Annotated in this window: 14 protein-coding genes; 7 read left to right on the forward strand and 7 right to left on the reverse strand. The window is 77.5% G+C overall.

Annotated features, from left to right (window positions below; translation table 11 throughout):
- Window positions 1–16 precede the first annotated feature (16 nt).
- From J2X49_RS00880 to cofD, 4 genes are read left to right on the forward strand one after another with little or no spacing between them, the layout of a single operon-like run.
- Complete coding sequence (locus tag J2X49_RS00880) at window positions 17–1015, forward strand: ABC transporter substrate-binding protein (protein WP_310121368.1); 999 nt, start codon at window positions 17–19, stop codon at window positions 1013–1015.
- The gene (locus J2X49_RS00885) at window positions 1012–2073 is read left to right on the forward strand and encodes an iron chelate uptake ABC transporter family permease subunit (RefSeq protein ID WP_310121371.1); all 1062 of its coding nucleotides are present in this window, start codon (window positions 1012–1014) and stop codon (window positions 2071–2073) included. The genes J2X49_RS00880 and J2X49_RS00885 overlap by 4 nt, the downstream gene beginning before the upstream one ends.
- Window positions 2070–2894 (forward strand): ABC transporter ATP-binding protein, encoded by an 825-nt coding sequence (locus J2X49_RS00890; RefSeq protein ID WP_310121374.1) that lies wholly within the window; start codon window positions 2070–2072, stop codon window positions 2892–2894. The genes J2X49_RS00885 and J2X49_RS00890 overlap by 4 nt, the downstream gene beginning before the upstream one ends.
- Entirely contained in the window at window positions 2891–3862 is a 972-nt protein-coding gene (gene cofD / locus J2X49_RS00895; protein WP_310121377.1) for a 2-phospho-L-lactate transferase, read from the forward strand. Before J2X49_RS00890 ends, cofD begins: the two co-directional genes overlap by 4 nt.
- A 182-nt stretch (window positions 3863–4044) precedes the next feature.
- Here the strand turns inward: cofD and cofC are convergent, their stop codons facing one another.
- Entirely contained in the window at window positions 4045–4650 is a 606-nt protein-coding gene (gene cofC, locus J2X49_RS00900) for a 2-phospho-L-lactate guanylyltransferase (RefSeq protein WP_310121378.1), read from the reverse strand.
- A 94-nt stretch (window positions 4651–4744) separates the two neighbouring features.
- Here cofC and J2X49_RS00905 point away from each other — a divergent pair, with 94 nt between their 5' ends.
- The 3 genes from J2X49_RS00905 to J2X49_RS00915 all read left to right on the forward strand — a co-directional run bounded on the left by J2X49_RS00905 (window position 4745) and on the right by J2X49_RS00915 (window position 7299).
- Window positions 4745–5320: a hypothetical protein gene (locus J2X49_RS00905; RefSeq protein ID WP_310121381.1), complete on the forward strand. Its 576-nt coding sequence runs from the start codon at window positions 4745–4747 to the stop codon at window positions 5318–5320.
- Between the two features lie 198 nt (window positions 5321–5518).
- On the forward strand, window positions 5519–6100 hold the full coding sequence (locus J2X49_RS00910) for a copper chaperone PCu(A)C (RefSeq protein ID WP_310121384.1): 582 nt from the start codon (window positions 5519–5521) through the stop codon (window positions 6098–6100).
- Complete coding sequence (locus J2X49_RS00915; protein ID WP_310121387.1) at window positions 6100–7299, forward strand: Dyp-type peroxidase; 1200 nt, start codon at window positions 6100–6102, stop codon at window positions 7297–7299. The genes J2X49_RS00910 and J2X49_RS00915 overlap by 1 nt, the downstream gene beginning before the upstream one ends.
- 8 nt (window positions 7300–7307) lie before the next feature.
- Here J2X49_RS00915 and J2X49_RS00920 read toward each other — a convergent pair whose 3' ends face one another.
- The 6 genes from J2X49_RS00920 to J2X49_RS00945 all read right to left on the reverse strand — a co-directional run bounded on the left by J2X49_RS00920 (window position 7308) and on the right by J2X49_RS00945 (window position 15277).
- Window positions 7308–9572: a transglutaminase-like domain-containing protein gene (locus tag J2X49_RS00920; RefSeq protein ID WP_310121390.1), complete on the reverse strand. Its 2265-nt coding sequence runs from the start codon at window positions 9570–9572 to the stop codon at window positions 7308–7310.
- Complete coding sequence (locus tag J2X49_RS00925) at window positions 9569–10675, reverse strand: DUF58 domain-containing protein (protein WP_310121393.1); 1107 nt, start codon at window positions 10673–10675, stop codon at window positions 9569–9571. Before J2X49_RS00925 ends, J2X49_RS00920 begins: the two co-directional genes overlap by 4 nt.
- On the reverse strand, window positions 10675–11658 hold the full coding sequence (locus J2X49_RS00930; RefSeq protein ID WP_310121396.1) for an AAA family ATPase: 984 nt from the start codon (window positions 11656–11658) through the stop codon (window positions 10675–10677). The genes J2X49_RS00925 and J2X49_RS00930 overlap by 1 nt, the downstream gene beginning before the upstream one ends.
- Complete coding sequence (gene cofE, locus J2X49_RS00935; protein WP_310121399.1) at window positions 11648–12487, reverse strand: coenzyme F420-0:L-glutamate ligase; 840 nt, start codon at window positions 12485–12487, stop codon at window positions 11648–11650. Before cofE ends, J2X49_RS00930 begins: the two co-directional genes overlap by 11 nt.
- Window positions 12484–12966 carry a pantetheine-phosphate adenylyltransferase gene (coaD, locus tag J2X49_RS00940; RefSeq protein ID WP_128190645.1) on the reverse strand — a complete coding sequence of 161 codons (483 nt, stop codon included), beginning with the start codon at window positions 12964–12966 and terminating at the stop codon, window positions 12484–12486. Before coaD ends, cofE begins: the two co-directional genes overlap by 4 nt.
- A 70-nt stretch (window positions 12967–13036) precedes the next feature.
- Complete coding sequence (locus J2X49_RS00945) at window positions 13037–15277, reverse strand: ATP-dependent DNA helicase RecG (protein WP_310121405.1); 2241 nt, start codon at window positions 15275–15277, stop codon at window positions 13037–13039.
- Window positions 15278–15369: the final 92 nt, after the last annotated feature.

Raw genomic sequence — 15369 nt, forward strand, 5'->3', positions numbered from 1 at the left:
ATGCCCAGGAGACCCGATGCCCGCTCTGCCCCGCCGCTCGACGCGCCGCCCGACGGCCGCCCGCGCCGCCTCTGCCGCCGCCGCCCTCGTCGGGCTGTCGCTGCTCGCGGGCTGCGCCGCGCAGCCGGCGGCGCCGTCGGCGAGCGCGAGCGGGAGCGCCGCCGCGGCCGCGACGATCGACGACTGCGGCGTCGCCGTCGCGCCGATGGCGCAGCCGGCCGAGCGCATCGTCGCGGTGAAGTCGACGGCGGCCGAGCTCGTGGTCGCGCTCGGGCTCGGCGACGCGCTCGTGTCGACGGCGTTCCTCGACGGGCCGCTCGAGGGCGCCGACGCGCCCACGATCGAGGGGATGCCGTCGCGCGAGGCGCTGCTGGCGCTCGAGCCGGATGCGGTGGTGGCGGGCTGGGAGTCGGCCTTCGCCCCCGAGGCGGCCGGCGACCGCGCCACGCTCGCCGAGCTCGGCGTGACGACGTGGGTCTCCCCCGCCGCGTGCCGCTCGGTCGACGTCGCGCCGCTCGACTGGGATGCGCTGCTCGGCGAGCTCGCCGACGCGGGCGCGGTGCTCGGCGTGCCGGAGGCGGGCGAGGCGCTCGCGGACGAGCAGCGCGCCGCGCTCGAGGCGATCGAGCCGCTCGACGGCGGCGCGACCGCGCTCTGGTACTCCTCCGGCGAGGACGCCCCGTACGTCGGCGGGGGCACGGGCGCGCCGCAGCTCGTGCTCGAGTCGGCGGGGCTGACGAACGTGGCCGCCGACGTCGACGAGGCGTGGACGACCATGTCGTGGGAGGCGCTCGCCGCGAGCGACCCCGACGTCATCGTGCTCGTCGACGCGGCGTGGCACACGGCCGCGTCGAAGGTCGAGCGCCTGCGCGCCAATCCGGCGACGGCGCAGCTCGAGGCGGTGCGCGAGGAGCGCTTCGTCGTCGTGCCCTTCCCGATGGCCGAGGCCGGCGTCGGCTCCGTCGCGGCGGTCGACGCGGTCGTCGAGGCGGCCCGGGAGATGGGGCTCGGATGACCCGCACGGCACCGCGCCGCGCCGCGGCCGCGCAGGCGGCCGGGCCCGCGCCGCGACGCGGGCGGCGCCTCGTGGCGCTGCCGCTGCTCGCCGCGCTGCTGCTCGCGCTCGCGCTCGGTGCCGCGTCGATCGGCGCCGCCGGCGTCGCCCCGGCCGACGCGCTCGCCGCGGTGGGCGCGCGCGTCGGCATCGGCTCGAGCCCGCTCGACGCGGTCGGCGACGCGATCGTCGTCGACCTGCGCCTGCCCCGGATCGTCGCGGCGTGCGCCGTCGGCGCCGGGCTCGCGATCGTCGGCGCCGTCATGCAGGCGCTCGTGCGCAACCCGCTCGCCGACCCCTACCTGCTGGGCGTCTCCTCGGGAGCCTCGGTCGGCGCCGTGCTCGTGCTCGTCGCCGGTCTCGCGGCCGTGCTGCCGGTCGCGGCGTTCGCCGGCGCGCTGCTCGCGCTGCTCGCGACGCTCGGGCTCGCCGGGGCCGCGGGCGGGGCGACGCCCACCCGCACCGTGCTCGCGGGCGTCGTGGTCGCATCCGCCGCCGGCGCCCTCGTGAGCCTCGTGATCTTCTGGCGCGCCGACGGCGACGCGTTCCGCGAGATCCTCGCGTGGCTGCTCGGCTCGCTCGCCGCCTCGACGTGGCAGACCGCCGCAATCGCGCTCGTGGGGGCGGCGCTCGCGCTGCCGCTGCTCGTGAGCGGGCGGCTGCTCGACGCGCTCGCGCTCGGCGACATCGCGGCGGGCGCGCTCGGCGTCGACGCGCGGCGCACCCGCTGGGCGCTGCTCGTCGCGTGCGCGCTCGTGACCGGCGTGCTCGTGTCGGTCTCGGGCGCGATCGGCTTCGTCGGGCTCGTCGTGCCGCACGCGGTGCGGCTCGTCGTGGGCGCCTCGCACGCGCTGCTGCTGCCCGCGTCGGGGCTCGCCGGCGCGATCGTGCTGCTCGTCGCCGACACCGTCGCGCGCGCCGCGTTCGACCCGCGCGAGCTGCCGGTGGGCATCGTCACGGCGCTGCTCGGCGCGCCCGTCTTCGCCGCGCTCATGCTCACCGGGCGGGTGCGCACGTGAGCGCCGCGGCGGCGGGCGGCGCGACGGCGGCGACGGCGGGCCTCGCGGTGCGCGGGCTGACGGTCGCCGTGCGCGGCCGCGCGCTCGTCGACGCGGCCTCCTGGCACGCGCCCGCGGGCGCCATCACCGCGCTCGTCGGCCCGAACGGCGCGGGCAAGTCGACGATGCTCCGCGCGATCGCGGGGGTGCTCCCCGAGCGCTCGCAGCGCGAGGGCGCCGTGCTGCTCGACGGCGCCGCGCTCGCGGGCCCCGGCGCACTCCCGCCTCGCGAGCGCGCCCGCCGCGTCGCGCTCGTCGAGCAGACGGCGGATGCGGTGCCGCAGTTGACGGCGCGCGAGGCGGTGCGGCTCGGCCGCACGCCGCACCACCGCATGCTCGGCTTCTCGCTCGGCGACGAGCGGCTCGTCGAGGCGGCCCTCGCCGACGCCGGCGCCGCCGGGCTCGCCGATCGGCCGCTCGGCGAGCTCTCGGGCGGCGAGCTGCAGCGCGTGCACGTGGCCCGCGCGCTCGCGCAGCAGCCGCGCCTGCTGCTGCTCGACGAGCCGACGAACCACCTCGACGTCGCCTGGCAGCTCGAGCTGCTGCAGCTCGTGCGGCGGCTCGCCGCCGACCGCCCGGTCGTGATGACCGTGCACGACCTCGCGCTCGCGGCGACGCACGCCGACCGCGTGGTGCTCGTCGACCGCGGCCGGGTGGTGGCGGAGGGGGTGCCGGATGCGGTGCTCACGCCCGAGCGCATCCGTGCCGTCTACGGCGTGGAGGCCGAGATCGACGCCGCCCCTGGCGGGGTGGCGATCCGCTACCGCAGGATGGAGCCGTGAGGATCACGGTGCTGGCCGGCGGCGTCGGCGGGGCGCGCTTCGCGCTCGGGCTGCGCGACGCCGCGCGGGCCGCGCACGGCGACGCGGCCGAGATCACGATCGTCGCGAACGTCGGCGACGACATGTGGCTCTCGGGCGTGAAGGTCTGCCCCGACCTCGACTCGCTCCTCTACGCGCTCGCGGGCGTCGGCGACGTCGAGCGGGGCTGGGGCCGCGCGGGCGAGAGCGAGCGCGTCGCCGGCGAGCTCGCCGCCTACGGGGTGGGCTGGCCGTGGTTCACGCTCGGCGACCTCGACCTCGGCACCCACCTCGCGCGCACGGCGCTGCTGCGCGACGGCGCCGACCTCACCGAGGCGACCGCGCGGCTCGCGGCCCGCTGGCCGATCGGCGCGACGCTGCTGCCGGTCACGAACGACGAGGTGCCCACGCACGTCGTGACCGACGAGGGCGTGCTGCACTTCGAGGAGTGGTGGGTGCGCACGAGGGCGCAGCTGCCGGCGCGCCGCTTCGTGCAGCACGGCCTCGAGCGCTCGCGCATCTCGCACGCCGCGCGGGCGGCGATCGCCGAGGCCGACGTGCTGCTCGTCGCGCCGTCGAACCCGGTCGTCTCGATCGGGACGATCGTCGGCATCCCGGGCGTGCGCGACGCGATCGAGACGGCGCGGGCGCCGGTCGTGGGGGTCTCGCCCATCATCGGCGGGCAGGCGCTCCGCGGCATGGCGGCGGCGTGCCTCGCCACCATCGGCGTCGAGACGGATGCGGCGGCGGTCGCCGCGCACTACGGGGCACGGTCCGATGACGGGCTGCTCGACGGCTGGCTCGTGGCCGAGCAGGATGCGGCGGCCGTCCCGCGGCTCGCGGAGCTCGGCATCGTCGCGGAGGCGAGGCCTCTGCTGCTGACCCCCGGCGCGCCCGCCCAGCAGGTGGCGGCGGACGCGCTCGCGCTCGCGGCGCGCCTCGCGGGCTGAGCCCTCGCTGGTCGAGCCGGGCCGCGCCCGCAGGGCACGGCCCGAGTCGAGACCATGGCGCACGCCGGCGAGAGGGTGGTCTCGACTCGCGCAGCCGCCTCCGGCGGCCGCGCGGCTCGACCAGCGAGGCGGGGGCTAGAGCGGCCGCGCGGCTCGACCAGCGGGGCCGCGGCGCGGAGCGGCTACGCCGAGAGCGACGCCTGCTGCAGCACCGCGCGCGTGTGCGCGCCGACGCCGACGTCGACGGCCGCGTGCAGGTCGGCGAGCTCGTCGACGTCGAGGCGCAGCCCCGAGCCCGGTGCGACCGGCAGCGCCACGTGCCCCGCGTCGCGGTGCAGCTCGGCCGAGCCCGGCCCGAAGCGCGGCCGGAGCGCATCCGCCCGCGTCGCCGCGAGCATCGTCGTGCCCATGGCGATCGCGTCGGGCACGAACGAGCGGTGCTCCCCCGCTGCGAGCGCGAGCGCGGCGCCGAGCTCGTCGGCGGTGAGCGCGGGCAGGTCGCCGAGCAGCACCGCGGCGGGCGCGGCCGGGTCGAGCGTCGCGAGGCCGGCGGCGATCGCGGCGTGGAGGCCCGTGCACGGGTCGTCGACGACCTGGATGCCGTCGAGCCCGTCGGTCACCTGCGGGTCGCAGCTGACGACGACCACGAGGTCGACGGCGTCGCACGCGCGCGCGGCGGCGATGGCGTCGCGCGCGAAGGCGATCGCGAGCGCCGCGCGGGCGTCGCCCGCGTCGAGGCGCGACTTGCCGACCGAGCCCTTGACGGGGATCACGATCGACCAGCGCATGCCACCACGGTAGAGCACCGCCGACGGCCGCTCCGCCATGCCCCCGACGCTCGACCGGCCCGCGGATGCGTGGGCGATGCGGCAGGATGGAGGCATGCAGACCAGCGGGGGCGCGCGGCTCTGGCGCGGCGGTGCGACCGCCTCGCTCGCGACCTTCGCGGCGCTCCTCGCGCACGTCGCCGCGGGCGGCGCCATGCCGGGACCGCTCGGCGTCGCGGTGCCCTGGATCCTCGCCCTGCCCGCCGCCGTCGCCCTCGTCGGGAGGCGGCTGCCGCTGCTGCGCACGGCGCTCGGCGTCGGCGTCAGCCAGGCGCTCTTCCACGCGCTGTTCGTGCTCGGCGTGCCCACAGGCAGCGCGGCTCCCGGCGAGCACGTCCACGGTGCCGCAGCGACGCTGAGCGTCGTCGCACCGGGAGCGTCGGCAGCCTCGGCAGCGGATGCCGGCATGACCGCGCTCCACCTCATCGCCGCGCTGGCGACGATCGCCTACCTCCGCGGCGCCGCGCGCCTTGCGGCAGCCGGGCGCGGGCTCGTCGACCGCTGGCTCGCCCGCGCCGTCCTCGTCGCCACCGAGCTCGCCGCCCCCGTGCGGCTCGCCGTGCCGGCGCTCGCCGTCGCACCGGCGACGGCGCCCCGCCGCCGCGCTCGCTCGCGCGCCCCGCCCGCCTAGCGAGCGTCGAGCCCTCCGCCGACCGCGACGCTGCGACGCAGCCGCGGCGGCTCGTCGTCGTCCGACGACCCCTTGCCGAGCGAGCAACCTCGCTCGGCCACCCGGCGCGCCCGTCCACCGGCGTGCGCCACCGCACCGTGCCGTCGGCGCGCCGCAGAGGCCGCGCCGACCGGCGCACCGCACAGAGAAGAGCAGCGCATGCGCGCATCCACCACCACCTTCCAGACCTCCCTCCCCGCGACGCCCGTCGTGCCGCCCCGCTCCGCCCGCCGCGGCGCGCTCGCGCTCGCCGCCGCCGTCGCGCTCCTGACCGGCTGCGCCGCGCAGCCCGGCGCGCCCGTTGAGGGCGCCACCCAGGCCGACGCGGTCGAGGTCGCCCGAGGATGGATCAGGGCGACCGACGGCGGCATGACGGGCGCGTTCGCCGAGCTCACCGCCGATGCCGATGCCCGGCTCGTCGGCGCGTCGAGCACGGCAGCCTCCAGGGCGGAGCTGCACGACACCGTCGACGGCGGGATGACTCCGGTCGACGCGATCGACCTGCCCGCCGCCGAGCCCGTCGAGCTCGCCCCCGGGGGCCTGCACATCATGCTGCTCGAGCTGCGCTCGACCATGGAGCCGGGCGACGAGGTCGCGATCGAGCTCGCGTTCGCCGACGGCTCGACCGAGTCGGTCGACTTCGTCGTCCGCGAGGCCGCTGCCGGCGACGAGGACTACGCACCGTCCGGCGACCCGTCGGACCACGGCTCGGACGAGGAGCACGCCGGGAGCGACCACTGATGGCGCCGACCGCATCCGAGCCCGACCGCCCGGGACTCGTGAGCCGTCGCTCGCTCCTCATCGGGGCGGGCGCGGCGCTGGGGGCCGGCGCCGTCGGCCTCGGCGCCGGCGCGCTGGGCACCCGTGCCCTGGGCGCCGTCGACGACCCACCGCACGGCTCCACGACCATCCCGTTCCACGGACCGCACCAGCCGGGCGTCATCACGCCTCCTCCGGCGCATGCGAGCCTCGTCGCGCTCGACCTCCGCGCCGGCGTCGACCGCGACGCGATGCGGCGCCTGCTGCGGCTGCTGAGCGACGACGGCGCGCAGCTGATGGCAGGCCGGCCGGTGCTCGCCGATCTCGAGCCCGAGCTCGGCGAGCGCCCCGCCGCGCTGACCGTCACCGTGGGGCTCGGCGCCGGCGCGGTGGAGCGCATCGCGCCGGCCGCCCGGCCGGCGTGGCTCGCTCCGCTGCCGGCGTTCTCGATCGACCGGCTCGAGCCCGCGCGCTCGGACGGCGATGTGCTGCTGCAGCTGTGCTCCGACGACCCGATGGCGCTCGCGCACGCGCGCCGCGTGCTCGAGCGCACCGCGCGCGCGTTCGCCACGCCGCGCTGGCGGATGGACGGCTTCCGGCGGGCGCACGGGTCGGCCACCGAGGGGACCCCGATGCGCAACCTCTTCGGCCAGGTCGACGAGAGCGCGAACCTGCGGCCGGGCGACCCCGACCTCGAGCGGGCGGTGTGGATCGCCGACGGGCCGCTCGCCGGCGGCACGGCGATGGTGGTGCGGCGCATCCGCCTCGACCTCGGGGCGTGGGATGCGGTGGACCGGCGGAGCCGCGAGCTCGCCGTCGGGAGGCGGCTGGGCGACGGCGCGCCGATCACCGGCGGCCGGGAGCGCGACGACGTGGATCTGGAGCACCGCGGGGAGCTCGGCCTGCCGACGGTGCAGCCGGGCGCGCACGTGCGGCGAGCCCGCGCCGCAGCCCCCGAGGACCGGATGCTGCGGCGCTCGTGGAACGTCGACGACGGCGACCCCGCGCTCGCGTTCGTCGCCTTCCAGGCCGATCCGCTGCGGCAGTTCGTGCCCGTCCAGCAGCGACTGGCCGATCTCGACCTGCTCAACCTGTGGACGACGCCGATCGGCTCCGCGGTGTTCGCGGTGCCGCCGGGCTGCGAGCCCGGCGGGTTCGTCGGGGAGACGCTCTTCGACTGACCCCGGTGTCAGAGCTGGGCATCGATGCGGAGGAGGCTCGCGGGCAGCAGCACCGCGAGCACCCTCCGCACCGGGCGCACCGAGGCGACGAGGGCGCGGCGCACGCGCGCGACGTCCACGTCGCACGCCCCCGGCTCGCGCGGGCCGCCCGCGAACACGGCGCGCTCGGCGCCGAGCCGCACGCGATCGGCCGCGGCGGCCGCATCGGGCGGCACGCGCACGGCGATGGCACCCTGCACGTCGCCCGGCGTGGCCGACGCCGGCAGCCGCACGCCCGCATCCGCGAGCGCCGCCCGCAGCTCCTGCCAGGCGCCGGGAGCGCCGCGCCGCAGCCGCACGGCACGCTGCGCCTGCCGCACCGCCCACGGGAGCGCGAGCAGCAGCAGCGCGCCGATGCCGAGCAGCCAGGCGCGCAGCGCCGCCGGGTCGATGCCGCCAGGCCCGGCGCCCTGCCCGGGAGCCTCCGAGGCGCCCGGCTCCGGCGCGCCCGGGCTCGGGGCCGCCGAGGGCGTGGGCGTGCTCGTCGGCGCCGCGTCGGTCGGCGTCGGCTCCGGGGTGGGCGTCGGCGCCTGCGTCTGCTCGTCGTCCTCCGGGCTCGGCGAGGCGTCGCCCGTGCCCGCGCCAGGCGTCGTCTCGACGCGCACCCAGCCGTGCCCGTCGACCCACGACTCCGCCCACGCGTGCATGTCGTTCGTCGACACGGCGAAGCCGCCGCTGATCTCGCTGCCGGGCAGGAACCCGACCACCACCCGGGTCGGCACGCCCGCGCCGCGCAGCAGCGCCGCCGTGGCGCTCGCGTAGTGCACGCAGTAGCCGCTGCGCGTCTCGAGGAAGCCCTCGAGCGCAGCCCAGCCGTCGCCGCCCGCGCCGCCGAAGCCGGGCAGGTCGAGCTGCTCGGAGTAGTCCCAGACGCCCTCGGTCATGTATGCGTGCACGGCCCGGACGCGCTCCGAGGCGGTCATCCCGGGCTGCACGAGCGCCGCGCCCTGCCGGCCGATCGCGGCGGCGGCGTCGGGCAGCGCGAGGAGCTCCTCATGGCCCGTCGACGCGATGCCCGACAGCTCGGCGAGCGGCGTCGAGCGCGTCCCCGCGGCGACGTACTCGAGCCCGGCGGTCTCGAGCGAGCCCTCGATGCGCAGCGCGTCGTTCGCGTCGTCCCAGCGGGCGCCGTCCGGCGGCTCGACACCCGAGGCGCGCTCGGGCGTCGGCAGCCCCTCGGCGCGCACGTCGCTCATCCGCACCGTCATCTGCATGGCGAGCCCGTAGTCGGCGCCCTCGACGAGCGGGCTCGGCTGCGCCGCCTCGGGCGGCAGCGCGAGGAAGCCGTCCGGGCCCGCTTGCGGCAGCGTCATGAGCCGCGTCACGATCGGGCCGCCGTCGGTCGTCGAGTACGTGAAGACGGGCCTCGCCTCCGGCCTGCGCAGCTCGTCGCCGAGGTCGATGTCGGTGCGCAGCACCGGCGTCGTCGGCCGCAGGAGGTCCTCGATCGTCGGCAGGTCGAGCGAGCTGTCGCGCGGGCTCGGCGCGACGAGCGGCACGGCAGCCGCGAGCACGGCCGCGACCGCGACGAGCGCGACCGGGGCGACCCAACCGCGGCCGAGCGCGACCCGGTCGTCGATCGTCGGCGCGGCGAGCGCGAGCGCCGCGGCAGCGACGCCCGGCAGCGCGTGGAACCAGGGCACGTCGATGCGGAACGCGATCGGCAGCACGAGCGCCACCGCGCAGCAGAGCACGGCGATCGCCGGCGCGCGCAGCCCGTGCCCGAGCAGGTCGACGAAGACCGTGAGCACCACGGCGGCCGCGACCACGGCCGCGAGCACCGCGCCCTCGGCGTCGATCGGCGTCGAGAGCGCCCACGCGATCGACTGCACGCCCTCGCCGAGCACCGCCATCGTCGCGCGCAGCGCCTCGGGCGTGGGGATCACGCCGAGCAGGGCCTCGTCGGGCGCCGAGACGGCGGTCACCCAGCCGACGCCCACGAGCGCCGCCGCGGCGGTGCCCGCGAAGGCCGGCCAGACGGCGCGCACGAGCCCGGCGACGATGGCCATCGAGACGACGGCGCCGACCACGGGCCAGAGCCAGTCCTGGCCCAGCACCTCCTGCGTCGACCACAGCCACGCGACGGGCAGCACCGCGAGCGCGACGGTCTCGACCGGCCCGGCCCGCAGCCGTCGCCGGCCGTGCTCGGCCGGCAGCTCGGCGCGGGGCGGGATGCCCGTGGGCGGACCGGCGGCGGACCGGGCGGCGGGGCGCTCGCGCGCGACGGTGCTCACGGCAGCTCCCGCACCGGGCCGACGCGGTCGATCCAGCGCACGCTGCGCACCCGCGACCCGGGTGCGATGCGGCGCGGCGGCGCGTCGCGCGCGGCCACGAGCCACAGCGTCGAGCCCGGCGTCAGCGTCCACTGCTCGGGCGCCGACTCCTCGAGGGCGACGACGTGGGCGGATGCGCCGTCACGGGCGGGCGGCGCCTCTGGCGCCCGCGCGCGCAGCGATGCGAAGGCCGCGAGCGCCGACTGCAGATCGCGCCAGTCGGCCGCGAGGATGCTCGGCTCGCCCGTCTCGCGCACCTGCACCACCCGGTCGCGGCCGGCGAGCGCCCTCGCGATCGAGCACGCCGCGCGCGCGAGCCGGTCCTCCGCGTCCCGGCCGAGGCCCGCGGCGCCGGCGGTGTCGACGAGCACCACGTCGTCGTCGGTCGCAGGATTCGCCTCCTGCCGCACCATGAGCTCGCCGCGCTTCGCGCTCTGCCGCCAGTGCACCCGCCGCTGCGGGTCGCCCGGCCGCCACGGGCGCACCATCGCGTCGACGTCGTCGGCGGTGCGCGACTGGGCGATGCGGCCCTGCTCGCGGTTGGAGCGCAGCGACGCCGACGGCACCTCGAGCACCTCGGGCCCCACGACGAGGCTCGCGCGCGGGTCGATCGTGCGCGTCGTGCGCACCACGCGGAACGGGTCGAGCGCGCTCACCTCGACCGGCGCGAGCCGCCAGCGGCCGCGCGGGTGCGCGCCGAGCGGCACCGCGTCGCGCCCCTGCGCGTCGAGCTCGCCCTCGAGGTGCAGGTACCGCTCGGGGCCGGGCGCCCACGTCGCCCACTCGGCGCCCGCGTGCCGCACGTCGCCCGCGATGCGCAGCACCGCATCCTGCCCCTCCGGCAGCACGCCGGGCGCGAGGAGGCGCAGGCTGCCGACCGCGCCGATCGACCACCACGCGCCCAGCAGCACGACGGCGAGGCACAGCGCAGCGGGCACGAGCAGCACGACCTGCCGCTCCCAGTAGGCGGCGAGCACGAGGCCCGCTCCGACGAGCGTGAGCGCCACGCCGCGCGCCGTCGGCCTGGATCGCGTGCGGTCCCTCGCGGCGGCGCGCTCGGCCATCAGCGCATGACGGGCGCGACCGTGCCGGCGAGCGCCTGGGCGACGACGGCGCGCGCGTCCTCGTGCCGCGCGTGCGGGTCGTGCAGCACCAGGTGGTGCGGCAGCACGTGCGCGGCGAGCGCCTTCACGTCGTCGGGCGAGAGCCAGTCGCGGCCCAGCAGGTGCGCGCGCGCCTTCGCCGCCCGCACGAGCTGCAGCGTGGCGCGCGGGCTCGCACCGAGCCGCACGTCGGCGTGCTCGCGCGTGGCGCGGGCGAGCCGCACCGCGTAGCGCTCGACGAGCTCGTGCGCGCGCACCGCGTGCGCCGCGGCGATGTCGGCGCGGAACTCGTCGAGCGTCGTCACCGGCCGCACGGCGTCGAGCGGCTGCGCCGTCTCGCGCGCCTGCACCATCGCGAGCTCGGCGGCCTCGTCGGGGTAGCCGACCTCGAGCCGCACCATGAAGCGGTCGCGCTGCGCCTCGGGCAGCGCGTAGGTGCCCTCCATGTCGATCGGGTTCTGCGTCGCGACGACGAGGAACGGCGTCGGCAGCCGGTGCGTGACGCCGTCGACCGTCACCTGCCCCTCGGCCATGCACTCGAGCAGCGCCGCCTGCGTCTTGGGGCTCGCGCGGTTGATCTCGTCGGCGATGACGATGTTCGCGAAGACCGGGCCGGGCTGGAACCGCAGCTCGCCCGTGCCCTGGTCGAGCACCGACATGCCCGTGATGTCGCTCGGCAGCAGGTCGGGCGTGCACTGGATGCGCCGCACCGTGCCGCCGACGGCCGCGGCGAAGGCGCGCGCGAGCTGCGTCTTGCCGACGCCCGGCACGTCCTCGAGCAGCACGTGGCCCTCGGCGAGCAGCACCGTGAGCACGGTGCGGATCTCCTCGGCCTTGCCCGAGATGACGGATGCGACGGCGTCCTCGATGCGGGAGCCGGGCGTCGACGTCGGCCCGGGAGCGCTCTCGACGACCGCCTCCTCGACCTGCTCGTCAGCCTGCATGCTGCGCCCCCGCCTCTGCCAGTGCGTCGATCCTGCCCGCCTCGCGGCCGGCCCGGTAGGCCTCGTCGCTGCCGAGGCGGAACATGTCGTCGCCCGGCGGGCGCACCAGGCGCCGCGCGCCGGGCTCGTCGAGGCCGGTCACGTGCCGGCCGAGGCCGCGCACGAGCACCACCGGCACGCCGTCGGCCTTGCCCGCGACGAGCTCGGCGGCGCCGGCGATCTCGTCGGCGATCGCGGGCGCGGTGACGAGCAGCGGCCGGCCGTTGGCGTCGGTGCCGACCGGCTCGAGCACGCGCACGCCGGCCGCGCCGATCGCGACGTCGGTCTGCCCGACGCGCCAGGCGCGCCCGAGCGTGTCGCTCACGACGACGCCGATGGCCGCGCCGAAGCGCGACCGCAGCCGCTCGGCGATCGCCCGCGCCGACGCATCCGAGTCGACCGGCAGCAGCAGGATCGTGTCGTCGTCGGTGTTCGAGGCGTCGACGCCGGCCGCGGCGAGCACGAGGCCCGTGCGGTGCTCGACGATGCGGGTGATGCCGCCCGGGTGCGCGCGCGACGCGACGAGGCGCACCGACTCCTCGGTGATGGCCTGCTCGCGCTCGGCGGCCGGGCGGATGCGCCCCTCGGCCTTCGAGACGATCTTGCTCGTGACGACGACGATGTCGCCGTCCTGGGGCGCGAGCGGCGCGAGCGCGTCGGCGACGATCGCCGGCAGGTCGTCGCCCGGCCGGATCTCGCCCATGCCGCGCACGGCGCGGAGCTCGAGGTCGGGGCCTCGGCTCTCGCCCCGGCCCGGGTCGTGGTCCGCGCTGCGGCCGGGATCGGTCATCGCTGCTGCAGGAAGGTGGCGACGGCCCGCGGCACGTACGGGCTGATGTCGCCGCCGAGCTCCGAGACCTGCCGCACGAGGCTCGACGAGACGTGCGCGTTCTCGGGGTTCGGGAGCATGAAGATCGTCTCGACGCCCGCGAGGTTGCGGTTCACGATCGACATCGGCGTCTCGTACGAGAGGTCGGTCGACGAGCGGATGCCCTTCACGAGCACCTCGGCGCCCACCTGCTGGCAGTAGTCGACGAGCAGGCCCATCGACCAGTTCGCGATGCGGATCTCGCCCTCGATGCGGGCCTCGGCGATCGCGCGCTCGATGAGCTGCTCGCGCTCGACGACCGGCAGGAAGGCCGCCTTGTCGGGGTTGTGGGTGACGACGACGTGCACCTCGTCGAAGATCCGGGCGGCGCGCTGGATGACGTCGAGGTGACCCAGGGTCACAGGGTCGAACGAACCGGGCACGACGGCGATGCGAGGCATGCGGCCCAGCCTAACCGCCGACCCTATGAGCCTTGCTCATCGGCGCCGGCCCGAGGGAACGGCTGTCCCCCTACGCGGTGACGAGCGCGGCGCGCGCGTCGGGGTCGAGCCGCGCGTGCACGGCGAGGCGCAGGGCCGGATGCGCGACGAGGGTCGGGTCGGCGTCGAGCACGTCGCGCGCGGCGGTGCGCGCGGCCTCGATGATGGCGCCGTCGCGGGCCACCCGCAGCACCTTGAGGCCGCTCCGGCCCCCCGACTGCGCGACGCCGAGCACGTCGCCCTCGCCGCGCTGCTCGAGGTCGACCTCGGCGAGCGCGAAGCCGTCGAGCGTGCTCGCGACCGCGTCGAGCCGCACCCGCGCATCCGACAGCTCGTCGACGCCCGTGACGAGCATGCACAGGCCCGCGTGCTCGCCGCGGCCGACGCGGCCGCGCAGCTGGTGCAGCTGCGAGACGCCGAAGCGGTCGGCCGAGAGCACCACCATCATCGTCGCGTTCGGCACGTCGACGCCCACCTCGATGACGGTCGTCGCGACGACCACGTCGATCTCGCGGTCGCGGAACGCGCGCATCGTGCGGTCCTTGTCGTCGGTCGTCATCGCGCCCGTGAGCGGGGCGACGACGCGGCCGGCGAGCGCGGGACTGCGCCGCAGGTTCGCGAGGGTCGTGACCACGTCGGCGACCGGCGGCGGCGCCGGGCCGACGGCCGGCGCATCCGCTGCCGGCTCGTCGACGCCCTCGAGCCTGCCGGGCTCGATCGCCGGGCAGACGACGAACGCCTGGCGGCCGGCGGCGAGCTCCTCGCTCATGCGCGCCCAGGTGCGGTGGAAGGCGGCGGGCTGGCGCAGCTGGTCGACGACGAAGGTCTGGATGGGGCTGCGGCCGGCCGGGAGGGTGCGGATCGTGGAGACGTCGAGGTCGCCGAAGGCCGTCATCGCGATGGTGCGCGGGATGGGCGTCGCGGTGAGCACGAGCGTGTGCGGGTGGAGGCCCTTCGCGCGCAGCGCCTCGCGCTGGGCGACGCCGAAGCGGTGCTGCTCGTCGATGACGACGAGGGCGAGCTCGGCGAACGTCGTGCGCTCGCTGAGCAGCGCGTGCGTGCCGACGACGATGCGCGCCGAGCCCGCGGCGATCGCGAGCAGCGCGCGCTTGCGGTCGGCGGCCGGCATCTGGCCCGTGAGCAGCGTCGGCTGCAGCTCGGCGGCGAGCTCGGGCCCGAGCGAGCGGGTGATGGAGCGCAGGTGCTGCACGGCGAGCACCTCGGTGGGCGCGAGGAGCGCCGACTGCCCGCCCGACTCGGCGACCGCGAGCATCGCGCGCGTCGCGACGACCGTCTTGCCGGAGCCCACCTCGCCCTGCACGAGCCGGTGCATGGCCGTGCCGCTCGCGAGGTCGGCGGCGATCGCCGCGCCCGCCGACTGCTGGTCATCGGTGAGCGGCCACGGCAGCGCCGCGTCGAAGCGCTCGAGCAGTGCCCCTGCGTGCCGGGGCGCCGTCGGCAGCGTGTCGAACCAGTCGCGGGTGGCCAGCAGGTAGGTCTGCAGCAGGAACGCCTCGTGCCAGGCGAGCGTGTGGCGCGCGCGGAAGGCGTCCTGCTCGGCCTTCGGCTGGTGCGCGAGCCGCAGCGCCTCGGCGAGCGGCATGAGCCGGTGCTCGCGCCGCACCTCGTCGGGCACCGGGTCGGGCACGTCGCCGAGGGCGTCGAGGGCCTGCGCGACGAGCGCCTCGATCTTCATCGTCGTCAGGCTCGCCGTAGCCGGGTAGATGGGCACCGGCTTCGCCGCCCACTGCTCGGCGTCGACGCCCTCGGCCTCGTCGAACGCCTCGTACGTCGGGTGCGCGAGCTGCCGCTTGCCCTTGTACTCGCCGACCGTGCCCGAGAAGAGCGCCGTGACGCCCTGGTGCAGCTCGCCCGTGCGCCACGGCTGGTTGAAGAACGCCGTCTCGAGCGACGACTCGCCGTCGGTGATCGTGATCGTCGTGAGGGTGCGCGGGCGGCCCTTCGCATCGCGCTGCAGGTCGCGCGTCTCGACGCCGCGCACGCGCGCCACCACCGTGACGTGCTCGCCCGGCACGAGGCTCGCGAGGTCGGTGAGCTCCCCGCGCTTCGCGTAGCGGCGCGGCAGGTGCCAGACGAGGTCGCCGAGCGTCGTCATGCCGAAGGCGCGCTCGAGCTTCGTGGCGGCGGCCTTGCCGACGACCCGCTCGAGCGGACGGCCGAAGCCCTCCGGGGTCGCGGCGCCGGAGCCCGCGCCGCCGCGCGCGCCGCCCGCGCGATCGGGCTTCGCCCCGCTCGCCTCCCGCTTCGCCACCTGCCCAGCGTAGGCGGAGCGGCCGACGCGCGCGGCGCATCCGCCCGCCCTCGTGGAGAGCCGCCCCCGGCGGGCGGCGCCCCCAGCGCGAG

It is taken from the genome of Agrococcus sp. BE272, from assembly GCF_031457935.1.
Taxonomy (GTDB): Bacteria; Actinomycetota; Actinomycetes; order Actinomycetales; family Microbacteriaceae; genus Agrococcus; species Agrococcus sediminis.

What these genes read in the sequence shown, in the direction of transcription:
- J2X49_RS00880 (WP_310121368.1), top strand. Translation starts at nt 17, where the DNA reads ATGCCCGCTCTGCCCCGCCGCTCGACGCGCCGCCCGACGGCCGCCCGC.
- J2X49_RS00885 (WP_310121371.1), top strand. Translation starts at nt 1,012, where the DNA reads ATGACCCGCACGGCACCGCGCCGCGCCGCGGCCGCGCAGGCGGCCGGG.
- cofC (WP_310121378.1), bottom strand. Translation starts at nt 4,650, where the DNA reads ATGCGCTGGTCGATCGTGATCCCCGTCAAGGGCTCGGTCGGCAAGTCG.
- J2X49_RS00905 (WP_310121381.1), top strand. Translation starts at nt 4,745, where the DNA reads ATGCAGACCAGCGGGGGCGCGCGGCTCTGGCGCGGCGGTGCGACCGCC.
- J2X49_RS00910 (WP_310121384.1), top strand. Translation starts at nt 5,519, where the DNA reads ATGCGCGCATCCACCACCACCTTCCAGACCTCCCTCCCCGCGACGCCC.
- J2X49_RS00915 (WP_310121387.1), top strand. Translation starts at nt 6,100, where the DNA reads ATGGCGCCGACCGCATCCGAGCCCGACCGCCCGGGACTCGTGAGCCGT.
- J2X49_RS00925 (WP_310121393.1), bottom strand. Translation starts at nt 10,675, where the DNA reads ATGGCCGAGCGCGCCGCCGCGAGGGACCGCACGCGATCCAGGCCGACG.
- J2X49_RS00930 (WP_310121396.1), bottom strand. Translation starts at nt 11,658, where the DNA reads ATGCAGGCTGACGAGCAGGTCGAGGAGGCGGTCGTCGAGAGCGCTCCC.
- cofE (WP_310121399.1), bottom strand. Translation starts at nt 12,487, where the DNA reads ATGACCGATCCCGGCCGCAGCGCGGACCACGACCCGGGCCGGGGCGAG.
- coaD (WP_128190645.1), bottom strand. Translation starts at nt 12,966, where the DNA reads ATGCCTCGCATCGCCGTCGTGCCCGGTTCGTTCGACCCTGTGACCCTG.